This is a genomic window from Kitasatospora sp. NPDC005751 (assembly GCF_040630835.1).
GTDB lineage: Bacteria > Actinomycetota > Actinomycetes > Streptomycetales > Streptomycetaceae > Kitasatospora.
In genome coordinates, this window is the sequence record NZ_JBEXYC010000015.1 from 62114 (window position 1) to 82714 (window position 20601).

The following is a 20601-nucleotide window of genomic DNA, read 5'->3' on the forward strand; positions in this document are numbered from 1 at the left end:
GGTCAGCTTAGGGGAGCGGCTCCGTCCGGGAGCGGAGGCTCCCGGCACGCGCCACCAGGCTCCGGGACCGTACCGCCAGGCCGCCGACGCGCGCGGCGGCCCAGCGCAGCACCCCGGTCGGCAGGAAGACCGCGTCCGCCGCGACCATCGCCAGCGAGAACACCGGCAGCCCCAGCAGCACCGCGATCCCCAGGTGTTCGGCCATCATCACCGCCAGCAGCACGTTCTTGATCCGCCGGTCGACCAGCGTGAACGGGAACGCCACCTGGAGCAGCACCGTCCCGTAGGAGACCAGGAAGACCGGCAGCAGGGCCGAGCCGACCAGCCCGGACAGCCCCGGCCAGGGCGTGAAGTAGTCCAGGTGCAAGGGGTAGTAGAGCGCGGTGCCGTCCTGCCAGCGCGAGCCCTGCACCTTGTACCAGCCGGCCGTGGCGTAGATCAGCACCACCTCGGCGGCGATCACCAGCATCGCGCAGTTGTGCACCATGTTCGCCAGCGCGTCCAGCACCGCGCGCGGCTCGCCGTCCGGCCGCAGCCGCCCGAGCAGCCACCAGAGCCCGGCCACCGCCCACAGGCCCCAGAACACCGGCGCCCAGCCGACGTGCGGGAAGGTCGCGGCCGTCCAGGTCAGGCTGTCCCCGGAGAAGTCGCCGAGCTGGCAGACCAGCAGCACCGCCCCCAACACCGCCCAGAGCAGCACCCCGCTCCGCCCGGGGGCCGGCCGCCGGGCGTCCAGCGACCAGACCCGCGCGCAGCGGGTGAAGACCAGGTAGACGGCCATCAGGTGGACGACGTTGTCGCCGCCGTCGCCGAGGAAGACGTTGCGGTTCTGCAGCGACAGCACGGTGACCAGGAACAGCACGGTGCTCGCCCTGGTCCGCCAGCCCAGCAGGACGGCGAGGGCGGCCAGCACCGCCAGGTGGTAGACCAGCTCGAACCAGAGCCGCCCGCCGAACCACGGCAGCACCGTCAGCGCGCCGTTGTCCGCCAGCAGCCGCTCGGCCAGGTCGAGCGACCACGGCGAGGTGTCGCCGTAGAGCACCCGCCGGTGGGGCCACTCGCGCAGCAGGAAGGCCAGCCAAACCAGGCCGAAGCCGATCCGCACCGCGGCCGCCTGGTGGCGCCCGAGCGCCTGACCGGTGAAGGCCGCGAGGGCCCGCCCTAGGGCGGCGCGGGGGCCCGCACCGGGCCGTCCGGGGGCCGGGAGCGCCGGCGCCTCCGGCCGCGGCTGCCGGGGGATCCCGTCGAGCAGCTCCGGCCCGACCGTCGGGGGCACGTCGCTCACCCGAGCCCCCGGAAGTCCTCGTCGCCCACCGGCCACCACGGCAGCTCGCGGACCTTCGGCGCGGGCGGCGCGGCCTCCCCGCTCCAGTCCGGCGGCGGGACGGTGGCGGCCGTCACCCGGAACTCGATCTGCAGGATCCGCTCGCCGTCGACGCTCCGGCCGATCCGCTGCAGCGCGATCCGCTTCAGGTACTGCTCGGCCAGCTTGCCGCGCGGGTTGGTCAGCGAGTCGTCCTGCGCGCTGTGCGAGCCCTCGTAGAAGTCCCAGGCCCGGCGGAGCAGGTTCTGGTCGGCGTGGCTGGGCGCGGGGTTGCCGCGGATCGCCGCGACGTCCCGGGCGGTCAGCCCGGTCCAGTCGTGGGTCCTGGTAGCACCGCCGTCCGCGACCGTGCGCACCCGGGCGTCCAGACTGACGTTCTGCTGGAGCGGGTTGGGGGCGAACAGCTTCCAGTTCTGCTCGAACTCCGGGTAGACCAGGCCGTCGACCTGCTCCCGGTACTCCCGGGAGGCCGAGTTGGCCGGGGCCACGTGCAGGAACACCGCGGCGAGGAAGAGCCCGGTGCCCGCGACCAGCACCGCGCCGGCCACCCCGAGCACGGCCAGCGCCGGCCCCGACCAGGGCCGCCCGGCGGGCGGCGCCCCGGTGTCCTCGGTCCCGGCCATGGCATCGTCTCCCCAGCCTCCGGCCGGGAGGGGTCCCACCCTGCCGGACGTACGCCGCCGGTCCCGTCCCGGCTCGGTCGAGCGCCCATCCTGCCCTACCCGGGCGCCGGCGGTCCCGGCGGCGGCGGGGGAGGCGGCCGCACCGCGCCCCCGGAGGACGGACTAGAGGACGAAGGCGTCCCGGCCGTCGCTGCTCACCATCGGGCGCCCGGCCGACTCCCACGCGTACATCCCGCCGTCCACGTTGACCGCGTCCCGGCCGTTCTGCACCAGGTACTGGACGACCTGCGCGGAGCGCCCGCCGACCCGGCAGAGCACGTAGAGCCGCTCGTCCGGCAGCTCGGCGAGGCGGGCGATCACCTGGCCCATCGGGATGTGCAGCGCGCCGTCCACGTGGCCGGCGTCCCACTCGTCCTGCTCGCGGACGTCCAGCAGGGCGGCCTCGGCGGGGACGGCGGCGGCTTCGGCGGTGGGGATCTGCGGGAACATCGTCTGACTCTCCTGGGGCTCGGTCCGGTGGGCCCCATTGTCTCCCACCGGCTGTCCGCCGAGCAGCCGTTCCAGCTCGGCCTGCTGGGCCGCGGCCTTGGCCAGCAGCTGGTCGGCGAGCTCCTCCAGCAGCCCGTCCGGGTCCTGCGGGGCGAGCGCGAGCAGCTGGCCCATCGCGGTGTTCTCCAGCCTGACCTGCTCGGTGGCGGTCTCGGCGATCTTGGCGGTGAGCCACTCCAGCCGCCGGCGCAGCCAGCCGAGCCGGTCCGGGGCGTCCACCGCGGGCGCCGCCTCGGGGGCGGTGGACCACTCGGCGGCCAGGCCCTCCAGGGCCTCGGTGTCGCCGTACGCGTAGGCCTCGTTGACCCGGGCGATGAAGGCCGCCCGGCGCAGCTGCTCGGCCGGGTCGGTGGTCAGGTCGGGGTGGGCGCGACGGACGAGCTCGCGGTAGACCCGCTGGGCGTCCCGGCCGGGCCGCACCCGGGCCGGCGCGGCCGGCGGCGCGGTGGCCGCGTCCTGCTCCTGCACGCTGTCGAACAGCGCGTCCAGGTCGGGGAGTTCGTCCACCCGCAGGCGCGCCTCGGCGGCCCGCCGGAGGTCCTCGGGGTGCCCGGTCCGGGTGGCCACCGTCTCGGCGATCAGCGCGTCCAGCTCGTCCAGCCGGGCGTAGAGCGGGCCGAGCAGCTGATGGTGGATCAGCGCGAAGTTGTCGATCTCGACCCGCAGCGTCTGCGTGTCGACGTCCATGGTCAGCCAGGCGAGTTCGGCGGCGGCGACCCGCTCCTCCAGCTCCTGCTGCTCCGGATCCGTCCAACGGGCGGGGCTCTGCGCGGTCACGTCTCGCCTCTGTCTCGTCCTGCCGGCTCGTCCTGCTGCCGTGCCCTCCGCCGTACCGGGAGCGGCACGCCCGCCCCGCGGGGCGGCCCGGCCTGCCACCCTACCTCCGTGCGCGCTGCTCCTCCCGGGTGGACGAGGAGCGCGGCCGGCGGCGCACCCCCGTGCCGCTCAACTGATACTGATGAATCTCCCCGTTTCGCTATCGAGCCCGGCCCGGTCCGTGCTTCGCTGGTACGCACAGCGTGCCTCCTCCAGAGAGACGGCCACCTCCAGGCGTGGCGGCCAGGCGGGAGCAGACCGAATCCATGGTGGACGAGCCCAACTCAACACCGCGTCCGGCGGCCGGCACGGCCGGGTCCGGGGCCTTACCGGGCGACCAGCCCTCAGGGGTGGTCGCGCTGGTCCGGCTCGCCCTCGTCCTGGTCGACCGGACGGGCCGGATCGCGCAGTGGAGCAGGTCCGCCGAGGAGTTGTTCGGGCACCGCGCCGACGTCACCCACGACCGCCCCGCCTCCGGCCTGCTGCCGGCCGTCGAGCCGCGCAGCGTCCCCGGCCCGGCCGCCGCCCCCGCCGTCCGGCACCGACGCGACGCGCTGGACACCCTGGCCGAGCTGACCTCCGGCGGCCGTCCGTGGGCCGGGCAGATGCCGGTCGTCGACCGCGAGGAGCACCTGCGCGACGTGCTCTGGTGGGCCTATCCGCTGGCCGGCCGGACCGGCGGGCTGCTGGCCCTGGCCGCCGACGCCCGCCCGCTGCGCTCCACCGGGCCGCGGCTCGCGCTCGGCGAGCGCCTGCTGCCGTTCGCCGCCACCCCCGCCGCCCGGGGCGGCTTCCACCGGCTCACCGCCGCCCTCACCGCGCCCGGCCGCCCGGTGCCCGAGCCGCTCGCCCGGCTGCTGCCGGGCGGCTCCGGCGACCGCCCGGCCGCACTGCTCGACGCGCTCGCCCGGGCCGGTCTGCCCGCCCTGCGGCTGGACGCCGGCACCGTGCTCCCCGTCCTGCCGGCCGATCCGCAGGCCGGCACCGCGCACGCGGCCGCGGGCATCGGCCGCCGCTACCCGACCGCCCAGCAGCGGGCCGCCCGGCTCGGCCCGCCCCAGCAGCCCGAGCAGCCCGCCCCCGGCCGGCGGCCGGCCGGTCCACTGCCCGTCCAGCGCGAGGCCGCCGACCGGCCCGCCACCCCGGCCGCCCGGCCCGCCGGCGCGGCCTCGGCGGCCGCCCCGGCCGTCCCCGCCCCGCCCCGAGGAGGCGCCACCATCGAGCAGGCCGCCGTCGAGTCGTCCGCCCCCGGGCATCTGGTCCACCGCGGTGACCAGGCCCCGCCCGGCGCCGTCCCCTCCCTCGCCGAGGCACCGTGCGGCACGGGCGCCGCGTCGGGCGCCACCGCGTCGGGCGGCCGGCTCTCCCCGTTCCTGACCAACGGCCAGGCCGGGGAGCAACTGGCCCTGCTGGGCGAGGTCGGTGGCAAGGTCGGCACCACCCTGGACCTCGGCTTCACCGCGCGCGAGCTCTGCCAGGTGCTCGTCCCCCGGGTCGCCGACTTCGCCTGCGTCGACCTGGTGGACGGCCTGATCTCCGACTCCGAGCTGCCCGAGGCCCGGCCGGACGACGACACCATGCTGCGCCGGGTCGCCCTGGCCAACAACGACTCGACCGGCCAGTGGGACCACGTCCTCGCCGAGGGTTCGCTGGTCGCGATGCCCCGGCACACCCCGCCCGGGATGGCCCTCCAGCTGAACCAGCCGGTCCTGGTCCCGGTAATCAGCGAGGACGTCGCGGTCGACTACGCCGCCGCGCTGGGCGGTGTCCGGCTCGCCCCGGTGGTCTCCGGCCGCTCGATGCTGGTCGTGCCGCTCTCCGCCCGGGGCACCGTGCTCGGCATCCTCAAGCTGCTCCGGCTGCCCGACCGTGCCCCCTTCGACGAGGGCGACGCCGCCACCCTCAAGGAGCTGGCCGCCCGCGCCGCGCTCTCGCTGGACAACGCCCGCCTGCACCGCGCCGAGTCCAAGGTCGCCACCGTCCTGCAGCGCTCGATGATCCCGACCCGCCCGCCGCAGATCCCCGGCGTGCAGATCGCCCACCGCTACCTGCCGGGCGACTCCAAGGCCGAGGTCGGCGGGGACTGGTTCGACGCGATCCAGCTGCCCGGCAGCCGGGTCGCCCTGGTGGTCGGCGACGTGATGGGCCACGGCCTGCACTCGGCCGCCGCGATGGGCCGCTTCCGCACCGCGATGCAGACCCTCGCCGCCCTGGACCTGCCGCCCGGCCAGCTGCTGCGCCACCTGGACAACCTGGCCCAGAAGCTCGGCGACGACCATCTGGCCACCTGCCTGTACGCGGTCTACGACCCGATCAACCGGACCTGCGAGCTGGCCAGCGCCGGCCACGTCCCGCCGGTGCTGGTGCACCCGGACGGCACCGGCGAGCTGCTGGAGATCCCGGCCGGCGCGCCGATCGGCGTCGGCGGGGTCCCGTTCGTCGCCAAGACCATCGACGTCTCGGACGGCTCGATGCTGGTGCTCTGCACCGACGGCCTGGTCGAGGTCAGGGGCGGCGACATAGGTACCGGGCTGGCCGCGCTCTGCGGCAATCTGATCGACCCGCAGCGCAGCCCCGAGGAGGCCTGCGACGTCGTCCTGGACCGGCTGCACTCGGACGACCGCAAGGACGACGTCGCCCTGCTGGTGGCCCGCTTCGACGGCGTCGCGCCGACCGAGGTGGCCACCTGGGACCTCACCGTGGACCACCGCGAGGTCAGCCGGGCCCGCGCGCTGGTGCGCGAGCAGCTGACCGGCTGGCACCTGGAGGGGCTCCGCGACACCACCGAGCTGCTGGTCAGCGAACTGGTGACGAACGCCGTCCGGGTCGCCCGGGACCGCGTCCAGCTCCAGCTGATCCGGGTGGACAAGCTGCTGGTCGAGGTCAGCGACGACAACCACAACCTGCCGTCGCTGGAGCCCGCCGAACAGCTCGGCGAGACCGGCCGCGGCCTGACGCTGGTCACCAAGCTCGCCGAGCGCTGGGGCACCGCCCGCAAGGCGGTCGGCAAGGTGGTCTGGTTCGAACTGCCGCTACCGCCCACCGGCTGAGCGCCGGGGGCGGGCCCCCGCCCGCGCCCGGCCGACCGGCCCCGCCGGACAGCTCCCTCACGCCCCGCACCGGCCCCCGGCGTCCCCTAGGGGATCGCCGCGCCCGCCGACCGCCGGCGCCGGGCCTCCGTGGCCACCTCGATCGAGGCGGCCGCGGCCACCGAGGCCGCCGCGCCGACCCCGGCCAGCACCCGCGGCCAGAAGTCCCCGAACACCTCCACCGAGACGGCGATCAGCAGCGCGGTGATCACCGCGACGACGTGCTCCAGGCCCGCCAGGTTCGGCAGCACGACCGCCTCACCGACCATCAGCGCGACCACCACACCGGCCGTGAACCAGGCCCGGCAGCGGAACGCGATGCAGATCGCCAGCGCCACCACCGCCGCCGAGGGACCGGTGTCCCGGACGTACGCCACCCACTTCGGGAAGCCGAACATGTGGTCCGGACCGATCGCCACACCGACCCGGGCGAACAGCGTCCCGGCCAGCGTGCAGGCGTAGGCCACCACCAGGGTGAGCCGCCGCCCGAGCACGATCTCGGCGATCCCGAAGACCACGAACACCTGGGCCAGCGCCCCCCAGACCGGCAGGTCCAGCGCCGGCACGTACAGCGAGAGCGGTGTGCGCAGCAGCGAGACGTCCAGCGGCAGCGCCGCCTTCACCACCCCGATCCGGGTGACGAACCGCTCGCCGCCCGGCAGGTGCTGCACGATGCTGAACAGCAGGATCAGCGCGGTCGCCGCCGTCGACAGCGGAACGGCGGCGAACTTCTTCGCCACCAGCCGGTCCCGGACCGTCCCGAACAACGTCCCCCACTCGGCGACAGCGGCCGCACCGGCAATAGCCAGCGGCCCCTTTCGCACGCCCCCCGCGTGGGTCCTGTAAATCACAACCGTCTCTCCAAATCCCCGAAGCCGCGAACGCCTTCTCGACCACTCCAACATTAGAAGCCGGTTAATCAATCCACATCGGCATAAAAGTGGAGCGGCCTCATCCTCTGGGGGGAGAGAAACCCCGATGGCTCCCCCCATCCGGACGACCGGCCCCCTCCGCCCCCCGGCGGAGGGGTTACCCCTTCCCGTCCCGCGCGGCCGCCGGCGGGCGGGGCGCCGTGCCGGCGCTCCCCGCGTGCCGGCGACGGAACAGGGCGGGCAGGCTCGGCGCGGTGATGAAGCCCTCGGCGCGCGCGCTGGCGATGCCGATGCGCGGAATCTCGCTGCTCTTCTCGAACAGCAGATAGCGCGGTTCCCAGATCGGCCGGTACTTGGCGTTGGCCCGGTACAGCGATTCGATCTGCCACCAGCGCGAGAAGAAGCCCAGCACCGAGCGCCAGAGCCGGAGCACCGGCCCCGCGCCGAGGCGCGATCCCCGCTCGAAAACGGAACGGAACATTGCGAAGTTCAACGACACCCGGGCCAGCTGGACCTCCTCGGCGCGCTGCAGGAGTTCGATCACCATGAACTCCATCAGGCCGTTCTCGGTGTCCCGGGCCCGGCGCATCAGGTCCAGCGAGAGCCCGTCCGCGCCCCACGGCACGAAGCTCAGCAGCGCCTTCAGCTCGCCGTCCCCGTCGTGGCACTCCAGCATCACGCAGCGCCCGTCGCCCGGGTCGCCGAGGCGGCCGAGGGCCATCGAGAAGCCGCGCTCGGTCGCGCCGTCGCGCCACTGGTCGGCCTTGGCCACCAGCTGGGCCATCTCGCACTCGGGGATGGACTCGTGGCGGCGGATCCGCACGGTGTACCCGGCCCGCTTGACCCGGTTGTAGGCCTGGCGGACCACCCGCATCGCCCGGCCGTCCAGCGAGAACTCGTCCAGCTCGACGATCGCCTCGTCACCGAGCTCCAGCGCGTCCAGCCCGTGCCGGGCGTAGATCACCCCGGCCTCCTCGGAGGCGCCCATCACGGCCGGCGCCCAGGCGTGCTCGCGGGCCTCGGCCAGCCAGGCGTCGATCGCGCCGGGCCAGGCCTCCGGGTCCCCGATCGGGTCGCCCGAGGCCAGCGAGACCCCGCCGACCACCCGGTAGGTCACCGCCGCCTTGCCGCTGGGGGAGAAGACCACCGCCTTGTCCCGGCGCAGCGCGAAGTAGCCCAGCGAGTCCCGGTCGCCCTGCTTCTCCAGCAGGCCGCGCAGCCGCTCCTCGTCCTCCGGGGTCAGCAGCTCCTTGTCCTTGGGGCTGCGGAACGCCACGTAGAGCACCAGCAGGAAGAGCACCCCGCCCATCGCGTTGATGACGGCGTTGACCCAGGTGGGCGCGGAGATCACGGAGCGCAGGTGCTCGGAGGGCGTGATGGTGATCATCCGGCCGACCGAGTAGCGGAAGAGGTCCCAGAATCCGGCGCCCTGGGCGCCGTTGTTCGCCCAGACCAGCAGCGCGCCGACCACCCCGCCGAAGGCCAGGCCGCCGACGAAGGTGGCCGCCGCGGTCTTCGGGTTGGAGCTGTCGCCCTTGGAGGTGAACTCCTTCCGCCCGACCAGCAGCGCCAGCACGAACGCACAGGTCAGCACGGTGGAGATGTAGTTGAGCGGGTGCCGGTTGAAGCGCTCGTCGGGCAGCGCCATGGCGGCCAGGTAGAGGAACGCGAACAGCCCCGCCAGCGCGATGTTGAAGATCCACGCGGCCCGCTTGCGCCGACGCATCGCGATCGCCAGGAAGACCGACAGCACCGCGGTGCTCAGCCCGGCCGTCATCAGGTAGGGGGTGAAGTACTCGCCCTCGTTGTGCGTCTCGACCTGGTCCCGGAACGGCACCAGCAGCACCGTCACGAGGTTCAGCAGGGCGATCAGCCGCAGGTACCAGACGGTGGCCGCGGCGGCCCTCGGGCGCCAGCGCTCCAGCAGGCCGGCGGGCCGGGGCCCGGTGGACGCGGCGGACGGCTCCGGCTTCACAGTGGACGACACAGCTCAATTCCAAACGATCAGATGGTGGGGCGCATCCGCACACAGGCCGGCGCCGGGCATCCGTGCGCCCGACGGACTGACCGGCGACCCTGGCCATGACCGGAAACCGGTGAGGGGCAGCCGACTCCATCGTTCCGCACCCCGGGTGAGGATGACGTGAACCCGGTAGCCGATTCCGCCCCCCGCCGAACGGCGGGGGTGTCCACCCAGCGGCGGCGTTCGGCACCCCGCCCCCGCTGGCCCTAGTCTCGAAATGCTCAAGCACACCGCAGCGAGCGGACCGGCCGGTCCCGGCCGCCCGAACCGAGGAGGGACCATCACCACCACCCGCGTGCTGATCGTGGACGACGAGATCCTGGTCCGCTCCGGCCTCGGCCTCATCGTCGGCTCCGCCCCCGACCTGGAGGTGGTCGGCGACTGCTCCGGCGGCCGGGCCGAGGACTTCGTCCAGCGCCTGCGCCCGCACGTGGTGCTGCTCGACATCCGGATGCCCGACCTCGACGGCATCTCGGTGCTGCGCCGGCTGCGCGCCCTGCCCGACCCGCCGGCGGTGGCGATGCTCACCACCTTCGACACCGACGAGTACATCGGCACCGCGCTGCGCGCCGGCGCGGCCGGCTTCCTGCTCAAGGACACCGCCCCGGACCAGCTGGTCCACGCCGTCCGGGTGATCGCGGCCGGCGGCAGCATCCTCTCCCCGACCGTCACCCGCACCGTGATCGGCGGCTACGTGGACGGCGGCGGCCCGGACGCCGAGGCCACCTCGCTGGCCCGCACCCTCACCAGCCGCGAGCTCGACGTCCTGGCGCTGCTCGGCGAGGGGCTGTCCAACGCCGAGATCGCCGACCGGCTCTTCCTGGGCACCGGCACGGTGAAGGACCACATCAGCGCGATCCTCGGCAAGCTCGGCGCCGCCAACCGGGTGCAGGCGGCGGTCGTCGCCCACCGGGCCGGCCTGGTCCGGCCGAAACCCGGCGACGGGGCATGACCACGAGCGAGCTGCCCCCCGCCAGACGCCTGCCGGCCTGGCTGACCGCGCCCTGGTTGATGCTGCTGCTGCCGGCCCTCTACTCGCTGATGGACGCCGCCCTGGTGGCCCGCGGCTCGGCCTGGTGGCAGGTGCTGCTCTCGCTGCTCGCCGCCGCGGTGCTGCCCTGGCGCCGGCGATTCCCGGTCACCGTGCTGCTGCTCACCATGCCGGGCAGCTACCTCGCCGACATCTGGCTCGCCCCGATCACCGCCGTGTACACGGTGGCCGCCGAGCGGCCGGTGCCCCGGGTGGTGGTCCCCTGCGCGACCCTCTTCGCCCTGGTGGAGTTCTTCCACTGGCCGCTCTCCGAGCAGTCCCTCGAACCGAGCCGGGAGACCGCGCTCTACGCCATCCAGTCGGTGATGCTGGCCGCCGGCCCGGCCGCCACCGGTCTGCTCTCGCGCACCCGCCGGGAGCTGGCGGCCCGGCTGGACGAACTGACCCGGGGCCGGGCCCGGGAGAACCGGCTGCTCGCCGAGCGGGTCCTGGTCAGCGAGCGGGCCCGGCTCGCCCGGGAGATGCACGACGTGGTCTCGCACCAGGTCAGCCTGATCAGCATCCAGGCCGGCGCGCTGCAGGTCAGCACCGCGGACCCGGCCGCCGCGGCCACCGCCCGGACGATCCGCGAACTCTCCGTGCGCACCCTGGAGGAGCTGCGGCAGATGGTCGGCGTGCTGCGGGCGGCCGGCTCCCGCCCGGACACCCCGCTCGCCCCGCAGCCGCGGCTGGCCGACCTCCCCCGGCTGATCGAGGAGAGCGGCCTGGCGGCCGTGGCCGAGCTGTCCCCGGGGGACCACCCCTGGCCGGAGGCGGTGGAGCGGGCCGCCTACCGGACGGTCCAGGAGGCGCTCACCAACATCACCAAGTACGCCCCGCAGGCCACCGTCCACGTCTACGTGCGGGCGGCGGGCCGCCGGCTCCGGGTCGAGGTCCGCAACGACGCCCCGCCGGTCCGCCCGGCCGAGACCCTGCCGGGCGGCGGCCACGGCCTGGTCGGGCTGCGGGAGCGGGCCCAGCTGCTCGGCGGCACGCTCACCGCCGGCACCACCCCCGACGGCGGCTTCGCGGTACGGGCCGACCTGCCCGCCGGCCGGGAGTGAACCCGCCCGCGCCGGCTCCGCGGCCCCGGGCACGCCCCGAACACGAGAAAGCCCCGCAGATCCGAAGATCTGCGGGGCTTCGCTGTGCGCGAGGGGGGAGTTGAACCCCCACGCCCTTTCGGGCACTGGAACCTGAATCCAGCGCGTCTGCCTATTCCGCCACCCGCGCATGGGTGTTTGTCGTGGTTGCCAGCCGACCAGCCGATCCGCTCGGTACCATGTGGTCTTCGCGGCTCTTCGGTCCGGCTCCCTTGCGGGCGCCCCTTCCGACGTGGAAAACAGTAGCACGACCTGCGGGCCGCCTCCGAATCCGTTTCCCGGGACGGCCGAGCGCATCCGAACGGATGCCCGGACGAACAGCCGAGCGAGGGATGAGGGCACGTTTCGACGGGTAGCCCTGGCATGCTGCCGCCGCCATGCGTCACCCTGTGTGTCCGAGCCCACCCCCGGTCACCACGCGGTCCGGGAACCGTATGGATGGCCCCGGCGTGGATACGATCAGTACGGAAGTACCGCAAGTAGGCGCGACCGGCTCCCCGGGATCCGGTCGCGGGCAGGCGAACGAACCCTGGAAGGGGGTGCCCCAATGGGAGTGCTGAAGAAGTTCGAGCAGCGACTTGAGGGTCTCGTCAACGGCACCTTCGCCAAGGTGTTCAAATCCGAGGTCCAGCCCGTCGAGATCGCCGGTGCGCTGCAGCGCGAGTGCGACAACAACGCGAGCATCTGGAACCGCGACCGGACCGTCGTGCCCAACGACTTCATCGTCGAGCTCAGCCCGCACGACTTCGAGCGGCTCAGCCCCTACTCCGGTCAGCTGGGCACCGAGCTGGCCGGGATGGTCCGCGAGTACGCCGAGGCCCAGCGGTACTCCTTCATGGGCCCGCTCCAGGTGAACCTGGAGAAGGCCGACGACCTGGACACCGGGCTCTACCGGGTGCGCAGCCGCACGCTGGCCGCCGAGGAGCAGCCGCAGCAGCAGGCCCCGGCGCACCCCACCCAGGGGGGCGGCTACGGCCGGCCGCCGGCCGCCCCGGCCCCCGGCGCACCGTGGCAGCAGCAGGGCGCCGCTCCCTACAGCGCGCCCCCGCCGCCGGCCGCACCCCCCGCCATGCCCGCCGGCCCGCCCGCGGGCGGGAACGTCCGCCCGTTCCCCGGTGCCGGCCACGGCACCGCCGTCCGGCGCTGGATCGAGGTCAACGGCTCCCGCCACCAGATCACCGGGAACGCCTGCGTGCTCGGCCGCTCCACCGAGGCCGACGTGCGGATCGACGACCCCGGGGTCTCCCGCAAGCACGCCGAGATCCGGCCCGGCACGCCCTCGATGGTGCTCGACCTCGGGTCCACCAACGGCATCGTGGTGGACGGACAGCACACCCAGCGCGCTACGCTCCGCGACGGCTCGCGAATCGTCGTGGGTTCCACCACCATCGTCTACCGACAGGTCGAAGGGTAGTGTCCGATTTGTTCGCTCGCTTCGCTCACTCACGGGCGGGCCGGCCATGTCAGAACTGACCCTGACGGTCATGCGGCTGGGTTTCCTCGCCGTGCTGTGGCTCTTCGTCATCGTCGCGGTCCAAGTGATCCGCAGTGACCTCTTCGGCACGAAGGTGAACCCGCGTTCCTCCCGCCGGGGCGGTGCCGCGACCGCGGCCGCCGCCACGGCGGCCCCCGCCGCGGCCGCGCCCGGGCGGGCCCCGCAGGGCCAGCCCGCCCAGGCCGCCCAGACCCAGGGCGGAGGCGGCGGCCGGCGCCGCGGCGCCCCGACCCAGCTGGTCGTGGTGCAGGGCTCGCTGGCCGGTACGACCGTGGCGCTGCAGGGCCAGACCATCACGCTGGGCCGCGCGCACGACTCCACCATCGTGCTGGACGACGACTACGCGTCCTCCCGGCATGCCAGGATCTATCCGGATCAGACTGGGCAGTGGACGGTCGAGGATCTAGGCTCCACCAACGGCACCTATCTGGACCGGCAGCGCCTGACCGCGCCGACCCCGCTCCAGCCGGGCATGCCGATCCGTATCGGCAGGACCGTCATCGAACTGCGGAAGTAGTAGCGCATGAGGGACAGCATCCCGTCCATGACCCAGAGGGGGGCTCAGGTCGCATGACCCTGGTGCTGCGCTTCGCCGCCGGCTCCCACAAGGGGCTGATCCGGGAGGGGAACGAGGACTCCGGCTATGCCGGGCCGCGGCTGCTCGCCGTGGCCGACGGCATGGGCGGGGCCGCGGCCGGCGAGGTCGCTTCCTCCGAGGTGCTCGGCTCGATCGTCCGGCTGGACGAGGACGTGCCCGGCGCCGACCTGCTGACCCTGCTCGGTGACGCCGTCCAGGGCGCCAACGACCGCCTCCGGCAGATGGTCGAGGAGGACCCGCAGCTGGAAGGCATGGGCTGCACCCTCACCGCGATGCTCTGGACGGGCCAGCGGATGGGTCTGGTGCACGTCGGCGACTCCCGCGCCTACCTGCTGCGTGACGGCGCGCTGGTGCAGATCACCCAGGACCACACCTGGGTGCAGCGCCTGGTCGACGAGGGCCGGATCACGCCCGAGGAGGCCGAGACCCACCCGCAGCGCTCGCTGCTGATGCGGGCGCTGGACGGCCGCGGCCAGGTCGAGCCCGACCTGTCGATCCGCGAGGTCCGGGCCGGCGACCGCTACCTGATCTGCTCCGACGGCCTCTCCGGCCCGGTCAGCCACCAGACCCTCCAGGACACCCTCGGGAGCTTCTACTCCCCCGAGCAGACCGTGCAGGAGCTGATCCAGCTCGCCCTGCGCGGCGGCGGTCCGGACAACATCACCTGCATCGTGGCGGACGTCCTCGACGTCGGTGCCACGGACACCCTGAGCGGTCAGTTCAACGACGTCCCGGTGGTCGTCGGCGCGGTCGCCGAGACCCCGCCGTCCTCGACCGTCGCCGACCAGTCGATCCGGGACACCCCGGCCGGCCGGGCGGCCGGTCTCGGCCGCTCCCCGCAGGGCGCCTTCGGCCCCGCCGAGGGCTACGACGGCGGCTACGGCGCCGCCCCGGCCGGCTTCGGCCCGGCCGAGGGCTACGAGGGCTACGCGGCCGGCGAGCCCCCGGTGTACGGCACCGAGGACTTCGACGACGAGGCGCTGCCGAAGCGCAAGGGCAAGGCGCTCAAGCTCTCGCTGGCGGCCCTGGTCGCCCTGGGCGTGCTGGGCGGCGTCGGCTTCTTCGGCTACCAGTGGACCCAGGACCAGTACTACGTCGGCGTCGACGGCGACCACGTCGCGGTCTACCAGGGCGTCAACCAGAGCCTCGCCGGGCTGAGCCTGTCCTCGGTGCACACCACGTACAAGGACATCGAGCTCAAGTACCTGCCGCAGGACCAGCGCACCCACGTCACCAACACCATCTCGGCCAGCAGCCTCGGCGACGCCGACGACAAGGTGAAGAAGCTGGGCGAGCAGGCGACGTTCTGCCACAAGGTCTCCGACGCCCGGGCGGCCGCCGCGGCCAACCCGGCGCTGCCGGGCACCGCGCCGGCCGGTCAGCCGGGCACCACGCCCGCCGTGGCGCACATCGGGTTCCGGACGGCCACCGCGCCCGTGCCGTCGCCCTCCGTGCCCGGCCGGGCGGCTCCGGCCACCCCCACGGCCTCGGCCACCCCGACCCCCACCCCGACCACGGCCGCCCCGAGCCAGAGCGCCGCCGCCCCGGCCACCGGGTCGCAGGGCGACCTGCCCGGTCTGACGGACGAGGAGCGGCAGAAGGCCGACTCCTGCCCGAAGCCGTGACGGCCGCGACCCGACATAGGCCCGCCCCGAGCGGGCCTGCCGGCCGTCAGGGAGCGGTCACCACGTGAGCACCTTCGACCTCAGCAACGGCGCCGACAACCGCTCCGGCGACCGCCGGACCGGCGGCGTACCGGCCGACCGCGCCTCCTCCCGGCGCCGGGGCAACACCACCATCTCCCCGCAGGGCGCGCCCAACCGACGCAACACCGAGCTGGCCATGCTGGCGTTCGCGGTGCTGCTGCCGGTCCTCGCGTACGCCAACGTGGGCCTCGCGATGGACGACTCGCTACCGGCCGGCATGCTCGGCTACGGCCTCGGCATGGGGGCGCTGGCACTGGTCGCGCACCTGCTGATGCGCCGCTTCGCGCCCTACGCGGACCCACTGATGCTGCCGATCGCCACCCTGCTCAACGGGCTCGGCGTGGTGATGATCTGGCGGCTCGACAAGGCCGGGAAGCTGCTGCACAACAACTACCCCGCGGCGGCCAACCAGCTGATGTGGTCGGGCCTCGGGGTGGCGTTCTTCATCTTCGTGATGATCTTCCTGAAGGACCACCGGGTCCTCCAGCGCTACACCTACATCTCGATGGCGGCGGCCCTGGTGCTGCTCGCGGCGCCGGCCTTCTTCCCGGCCCGCAAGGAGGACTTCGGCGCCAAGATCTGGATCCGGATGGGCGCCTTCTCGATCCAGCCCGGTGAGTTCGCCAAGATCATCCTGACCGTGTTCTTCGCCGGCTACCTGATGGTCAAGCGGGACGCCCTGGCCCTGGCCAGCCGCCGCTTCATGGGCCTCTACCTGCCGCGCGGCCGCGACCTCGGCCCGATCATCGTGATCTGGCTGCTCAGCCTGCTGATCCTGATCTTCGAGAACGACCTGGGCTCGTCCTTCCTGTACTTCGGCCTCTTCGTGGTGATGCTGTACGTCGCCACCGAGCGCACCAGCTGGATCGTCTTCGGCCTGCTGATGTCCGTCGGCGGCGCCGTCGCGGTCGCCTCCACCGCCAGCCACGTGAAGACCCGGATCGACGCCTGGCTCGACCCGATGGCCGCCTTCACGCCCAAACCGCCCCAGGGCTCGACGGAACAGATCGGCCAGTCGCTGATGGCGCTGGGCTCCGGCGGGGTGACCGGCTCGGGCCTCGGCCAGGGCCGCTCCTGGCTGATCGACTTCGCCGCCAAGAGCGACTTCATCCTCGGCTCGTTCGGCGAGGAACTCGGGCTCACCGGCATCATGGCGATCTTCATGCTCTACGCCCTGCTGGTGCAGCGCGGTCTGCGCACCGCCATCGCGGCCCGGGACCCGTTCGGCAAGCTGTTCGCCGTCGGCCTCTCCTCGGCCATGGCGCTCCAGGTCTTCGTGGTCGCCGGCGGCGTCACCGGCCTGATCCCGCTGACCGGTATGACCATGCCGTTCCTCGCCCAGGGCGGGTCCTCGGTGGTCGCCAACTGGGCCCTGATCGCGATCCTGCTGAAGATCAGCGACAGCGCCCGCCGCCCCGGGGTGGAACCGGCCCCGGCCACCGAGCTCCAGGGGGGAGCAGCCTCGTGAACAAGCCGATCCGCCGGGTCTCGATCTTCTGCCTGGTCCTGATCCTGGCCCTGATGGTGCGCACCAACTGGGTGCAGGGCGTCCAGGCCGAGGCCTGGGCCACCAACAAGAACAACAAGCGGCAGGTGTACGACCGGTACGCCCACCCGCGGGGCAACATCATCGTCGACGGCAAGCCGGTCACCCAGTCCGACTTCGTCAACGGCCTGCGCTACAAGTACAAGCGCTCCTGGGTCGACGGCGCGATGTACGCGCCGGTGACCGGGTACTCCTCGCAGTCCTTCGGCGCCAGCCAGCTGGAGCAGCTGGAGGACGGCATCCTCTCCGGCAGCGACGACCGGCTGTTCTTCCGGAACACCCTGGACATGCTGACCGGGGAGCCGAAGAAGGGCGGGGACGTCGTCACGACGATCAACTCCAAGGCCCAGAAGGCCGCCTTCGACGGCCTCGGCAACAAGAAGGGCGCGGTGGTCGCGCTCGACCCGCGCACCGGCGCGATCCTGGCGCTGGTCTCCACCCCGTCCTACGACCCGGGCGCCTTCGCGGGCAGCGAGTCCGGCGACTCCAAGGCCTGGGTGGACCTCAACGCGGACCCGAACAAGCCGATGCTCAACCGCGCGCTGCGCGAGACGTACCCGCCCGGTTCGACGTTCAAGCTGGTCACCGCGGCGGCGGCGTTCGAGAACGGCGTGTTCCAGAGCGTCGACGACCAGACCCAGACGCCGAAGCCGTACATCCTGCCGGGCACCAAGACCGAGCTGAGGAACGAGAGCGACGACGAGCCCTGCGAGAACGCCACGGTCAAGGTCGCCATGGACTGGTCCTGCAACACCGTCTACGGCAAGATCGGCACCGAGCTCGGCAAGGAGAAGATGCGGGCGCAGGCCGAGAAGTTCGGCTTCAACAGCACCGTGGACACCCCGGTCCGGTCCGAGAAGAGCGTCTTCCCGACCAACTCCACCCCGGACGGCGTGGCGCTGGACTCCATCGGCCAGCACGACACCCGGGCCACCCCGCTCCAGATGGCCATGGTCTCGGCCGCGATCGCCAACAACGGCTCGCTGATGCAGCCGTACCTGGTCGACCAGGAGCGCTCGGCCTCGCTGACCACCATCTCCAAGCACACCGAGAAGCAGTACTCCCAGGCGATGAGCCCGGAGACCGCGCAGAAGCTCCAGAACCTGATGGTCTCGGTGGTCGACAACGGCACCGGCAAGAACGCCAGGATCCCGGGCCTGACGGTCGGCGGCAAGACCGGCACCGCGCAGCACGGCGAGGACAACGCCGGGCTGCCGTTCGCCTGGTTCACCTCCTACGCCAAGACCCCCGACGGCCAGTCCGTCGCGGTCGCGGTGGTGGTCGAGGACGGCTCCAACAACCGTGACGGGATCAGCGGCGGCCGGCTCGCCGCACCCATCGCCAAGGCGGTGATGCAGGCCGCCCTCGGCAAGTAGGGAGCGGCCGTCACGGGTGCGTCGAATGTCACGATCGGCCCCGCCGAACGGATACCGGTCTGGTATCGGCCCACGGCCGACTCCGGTCCGGCGCGGTGCGACCGGTAGCGTATCCGCAGCAGCGGGTGTGCCCGTTGCCGCCCGCGAAGCGTCGAAGGGTCCTGATCGCAGAACCACCCGGGCCCGCGCCGGCGTCACTCGGAGCGTGCGGGGACACCTACGTCACAACCTCACCGGCGGGTGAGGGAGAGGGTCGGAACTATGGAAGAGCCTCGTCGCCTAGGCGGCAGGTACGAGCTCGGCGGCGTCCTCGGACGCGGCGGCATGGCCGAGGTGTACCTCGCCCATGACACCCGGCTCGGCCGTTCCGTCGCTGTGAAGACGCTCCGGGCCGACATGGCCCGTGATCCGTCCTTCCAGGCCCGCTTCCGCCGTGAGGCGCAGTCCGCGGCGTCACTGAACCACCCCGCGATCGTCGCCGTGTACGACACCGGCGAGGACTACATCGACGGCATCTCCATCCCGTACATCGTGATGGAGTACGTCGAGGGGTCCACGCTGCGGGAGCTGCTGCACTCCGGCCGCCGGCTGCTGCCGGAGCGCTCGTTGGAGATGACCATCGGCATCCTCCAGGCCCTGGAGTACTCGCACCGGGCCGGCATCGTGCACCGCGACATCAAGCCCGCCAACGTGATGCTGACGCGGCAGGGCAACGTCAAGGTCATGGACTTCGGCATCGCCCGGGCCATGGGCGACGCCGGGATGACCATGACGCAGACCTCCGCCGTCATCGGGACCGCCCAGTACCTCTCCCCCGAGCAGGCCAAGGGCGAGCAGGTCGACGCCCGCTCGGACCTCTACTCCACCGGCTGCCTGCTGTACGAGCTGCTGACCGTGCGGCCGCCGTTCGTCGGCGACTCGCCGGTCGCGGTGGCCTACCAGCACGTCCGGGAGGAGGCGCAGCCGCCGTCGGTGTTCGATCCCGAGGTGCGCCCCGAGATCGACGCGATCGTGCTGAAGGCGCTCGCCAAGGACCGCGACTACCGGTACCAGAGCGCCGACGAGATGCGCGACGACATCGAGCGCTTCCTCGACGGCCTCCCGGTGGCCGCCGCCCAGCAGGCCGCCGCCTACGGGATGGGCGGCGCGGCCGGGTACGGCTACGACCAGAACGGCTACCCGCAGCAGCACGACCCGTACGGCCAGACCAACGTGCTGCCGCAGCAGCCCGGCGGCGGGCCGACCACGATGCTCCCGCAGGCCGGCTACGGCCAGCAGCCCGGCTACCAGGACGACGGCTACGGGCAGACCTACGCCGGTGCCCCGGGCGGCGGCGGGAACGACGGCTACGACGACGGCTACGGCCGCGGCGGGGGCCGACGCGGCGAGCAGCCGCCGAAGAAGAGCAACACCTCCTGGATCGTGCTGGCGGTCGCCGCCGTGCTGGTCCTGGTCGGCACCTTCTTCGTCGCCCAGGCGATGTTCGGCAACAAGGGCGGCGACAAGAAGGAGACCGCGAAGGTCGTCGCGCCGAGCCTGGTGGGCAAGACACTGGCCGAGGCCAAGACCCTCGCCGCGCAGAGCGGCCCCAAGCTGGTGGTGACCGAGGGCGAGAAGGTGGCCTGCCCGGACACCAACGTCAAGAAGGACCAGGTCTGCACCCAGACCCCGGCGGCCGGCGGCCAGGTCGCGGAGGCCGCCACGATCACGGTGCAGCTCTCCTCCGGTCCGGCCAAGGCGACCGTGCCCAAGGTGGTCGGCCTGACGAAGGACCAGGCGGTCAAGGCGCTCAACGACGCCGGCTTCACCAACATCGCGCAGCCCGAGTACAAGGACGACGACACCGCTCCGACGGAGACGGTCATCGCCCAGGACCCGGCGGCCAACGCGGCCGGCGACCCGACCGCGCAGATCAAGCTCACCGTCTCGCAGGGCAAGGCCAAGGTCTCCGTCCCCGGTGTGGTCGGCCAGCAGAAGGAGGCCGCGCAGGCCGCCCTGGAGGGCGCGGGCTTCCAGGTCGACGCCTCGAAGACGACGCCGACCAACGACCCGACCAAGGTCAACACCGTCGCGTCGCAGTCGCTCCAGCCGAACACCAAGGCCGCGGCCAACTCGAAGATCACCCTGACGATCTTCAAGGCGCCGGACAAGGCCACCGTCCCGCCGCTGCAGAACGTCCCGGTCAAGGACGCCATCGCGCAGCTGCAGAAGCAGGGCCTGGGCTACACCCTGCTCGGCTCGCAGGACCCGAACGGCACGGTCACCAACTCGATGCCGGGCGCCGGGACCCAGCTGGACCCGGGTCAGTCGGTCACCCTGATGGTGAAGCCGCCCGAGCCGACCAAAGGGGGCGACCCCGCCAACCCGTCACCCTCCAACACCAAAGGGGGCAACCCCTAACCCCTGGTTCCCCTGGCTCTGACGCCGGGAACGCCCGAGGGCCCGTCGCAG

General features: G+C 73.1%; 14 protein-coding genes and 1 tRNA gene. 9 read left to right on the forward strand and 6 right to left on the reverse strand.

The genetic code is table 11. The features are described 5' to 3' along the window. Positions 1 to 7: 7 nt before the first annotated feature. The 3 genes from ABZ497_RS16955 to ABZ497_RS16965 all read right to left on the reverse strand — a co-directional run bounded on the left by ABZ497_RS16955 (position 8) and on the right by ABZ497_RS16965 (position 3273). On the reverse strand, positions 8 to 1285 hold the full coding sequence (locus tag ABZ497_RS16955) for an HTTM domain-containing protein (protein ID WP_359805879.1): 1278 nt from the start codon (positions 1283 to 1285) through the stop codon (positions 8 to 10). Next, positions 1282 to 1947 carry a DUF5819 family protein gene (locus tag ABZ497_RS16960; protein WP_329488828.1) on the reverse strand — a complete coding sequence of 222 codons (666 nt, stop codon included), beginning with the start codon at positions 1945 to 1947 and terminating at the stop codon, positions 1282 to 1284. The genes ABZ497_RS16955 and ABZ497_RS16960 overlap by 4 nt, the downstream gene beginning before the upstream one ends. A gap of 162 nt (positions 1948 to 2109) precedes the next feature. Next, positions 2110 to 3273: a rhodanese-like domain-containing protein gene (locus ABZ497_RS16965; RefSeq protein WP_329488827.1), complete on the reverse strand. Its 1164-nt coding sequence runs from the start codon at positions 3271 to 3273 to the stop codon at positions 2110 to 2112. A gap of 305 nt (positions 3274 to 3578) precedes the next feature. Here ABZ497_RS16965 and ABZ497_RS16970 point away from each other — a divergent pair, with 305 nt between their 5' ends. Continuing rightward, complete coding sequence (locus tag ABZ497_RS16970) at positions 3579 to 6362, forward strand: SpoIIE family protein phosphatase (RefSeq protein ID WP_359805882.1); 2784 nt, start codon at positions 3579 to 3581, stop codon at positions 6360 to 6362. Positions 6363 to 6448: 86 nt separating this feature from the next. Here the strand turns inward: ABZ497_RS16970 and ABZ497_RS16975 are convergent, their stop codons facing one another. Both ABZ497_RS16975 and ABZ497_RS16980 read right to left on the reverse strand, forming a co-directional pair. Then, positions 6449 to 7225, reverse strand: coding sequence for a hypothetical protein (locus tag ABZ497_RS16975; protein WP_359805885.1), 777 nt, complete (start codon positions 7223 to 7225; stop codon positions 6449 to 6451). Positions 7226 to 7430: 205 nt separating this feature from the next. Then, a complete protein-coding gene (locus ABZ497_RS16980) occupies positions 7431 to 9200 on the reverse strand; it encodes a phosphatidylglycerol lysyltransferase domain-containing protein (protein ID WP_359805970.1) in 1770 nt (589 codons plus the stop codon). 376 nt (positions 9201 to 9576) lie between these two features. On the opposite strand from ABZ497_RS16980, the gene ABZ497_RS16985 reads away from it, so the two are divergent. After that, complete coding sequence (locus tag ABZ497_RS16985) at positions 9577 to 10248, forward strand: response regulator transcription factor (protein WP_329492180.1); 672 nt, start codon at positions 9577 to 9579, stop codon at positions 10246 to 10248. After that, the gene (locus ABZ497_RS16990; protein ID WP_352288610.1) at positions 10245 to 11390 is read left to right on the forward strand and encodes a histidine kinase; all 1146 of its coding nucleotides are present in this window, start codon (positions 10245 to 10247) and stop codon (positions 11388 to 11390) included. The genes ABZ497_RS16985 and ABZ497_RS16990 overlap by 4 nt, the downstream gene beginning before the upstream one ends. Before the next feature lie 85 nt (positions 11391 to 11475). Here the strand turns inward: ABZ497_RS16990 and ABZ497_RS16995 are convergent. Further along, positions 11476 to 11559: transfer RNA gene (locus ABZ497_RS16995), tRNA-Leu, on the reverse strand. A 417-nt stretch (positions 11560 to 11976) separates the two neighbouring features. Here ABZ497_RS16995 and ABZ497_RS17000 point away from each other — a divergent pair. From ABZ497_RS17000 to pknB, 6 genes are all read left to right on the forward strand, one after another. Next, positions 11977 to 12843, forward strand: a complete 867-nt coding sequence (locus ABZ497_RS17000; RefSeq protein ID WP_329488822.1) for a DUF3662 and FHA domain-containing protein — start codon at positions 11977 to 11979, stop codon at positions 12841 to 12843. 46 nt (positions 12844 to 12889) lie between these two features. Next, positions 12890 to 13441 carry an FHA domain-containing protein gene (locus tag ABZ497_RS17005; protein ID WP_359805888.1) on the forward strand — a complete coding sequence of 184 codons (552 nt, stop codon included), beginning with the start codon at positions 12890 to 12892 and terminating at the stop codon, positions 13439 to 13441. Between the two features lie 53 nt (positions 13442 to 13494). Continuing rightward, positions 13495 to 15147, forward strand: coding sequence for a protein phosphatase 2C domain-containing protein (locus tag ABZ497_RS17010; protein ID WP_359805891.1), 1653 nt, complete (start codon positions 13495 to 13497; stop codon positions 15145 to 15147). Between the two features lie 172 nt (positions 15148 to 15319). Next, entirely contained in the window at positions 15320 to 16696 is a 1377-nt protein-coding gene (locus ABZ497_RS17015; protein ID WP_329492179.1) for an FtsW/RodA/SpoVE family cell cycle protein, read from the forward strand. Further along, positions 16693 to 18150, forward strand: coding sequence for a penicillin-binding protein 2 (locus ABZ497_RS17020; RefSeq protein WP_359805893.1), 1458 nt, complete (start codon positions 16693 to 16695; stop codon positions 18148 to 18150). The genes ABZ497_RS17015 and ABZ497_RS17020 overlap by 4 nt, the downstream gene beginning before the upstream one ends. A 261-nt stretch (positions 18151 to 18411) precedes the next feature. Next, positions 18412 to 20550, forward strand: a complete 2139-nt coding sequence (gene pknB / locus ABZ497_RS17025) for a Stk1 family PASTA domain-containing Ser/Thr kinase (RefSeq protein WP_359805896.1) — start codon at positions 18412 to 18414, stop codon at positions 20548 to 20550. Positions 20551 to 20601 lie beyond the last annotated feature (51 nt).

Excerpts from the sequence above, each read along its gene's own strand:
- pknB (WP_359805896.1), top strand. The coding sequence starts at position 18,412 with ATGGAAGAGCCTCGTCGCCTAGGCGGCAGGTACGAGCTCGGCGGCGTC.
- ABZ497_RS17005 (WP_359805888.1), top strand. The coding sequence starts at position 12,890 with ATGTCAGAACTGACCCTGACGGTCATGCGGCTGGGTTTCCTCGCCGTG.
- ABZ497_RS16970 (WP_359805882.1), top strand. The coding sequence starts at position 3,579 with ATGGTGGACGAGCCCAACTCAACACCGCGTCCGGCGGCCGGCACGGCC.
- ABZ497_RS16960 (WP_329488828.1), bottom strand. The coding sequence starts at position 1,947 with ATGGCCGGGACCGAGGACACCGGGGCGCCGCCCGCCGGGCGGCCCTGG.
- ABZ497_RS16990 (WP_352288610.1), top strand. The coding sequence starts at position 10,245 with ATGACCACGAGCGAGCTGCCCCCCGCCAGACGCCTGCCGGCCTGGCTG.
- ABZ497_RS17000 (WP_329488822.1), top strand. The coding sequence starts at position 11,977 with ATGGGAGTGCTGAAGAAGTTCGAGCAGCGACTTGAGGGTCTCGTCAAC.
- ABZ497_RS17010 (WP_359805891.1), top strand. The coding sequence starts at position 13,495 with ATGACCCTGGTGCTGCGCTTCGCCGCCGGCTCCCACAAGGGGCTGATC.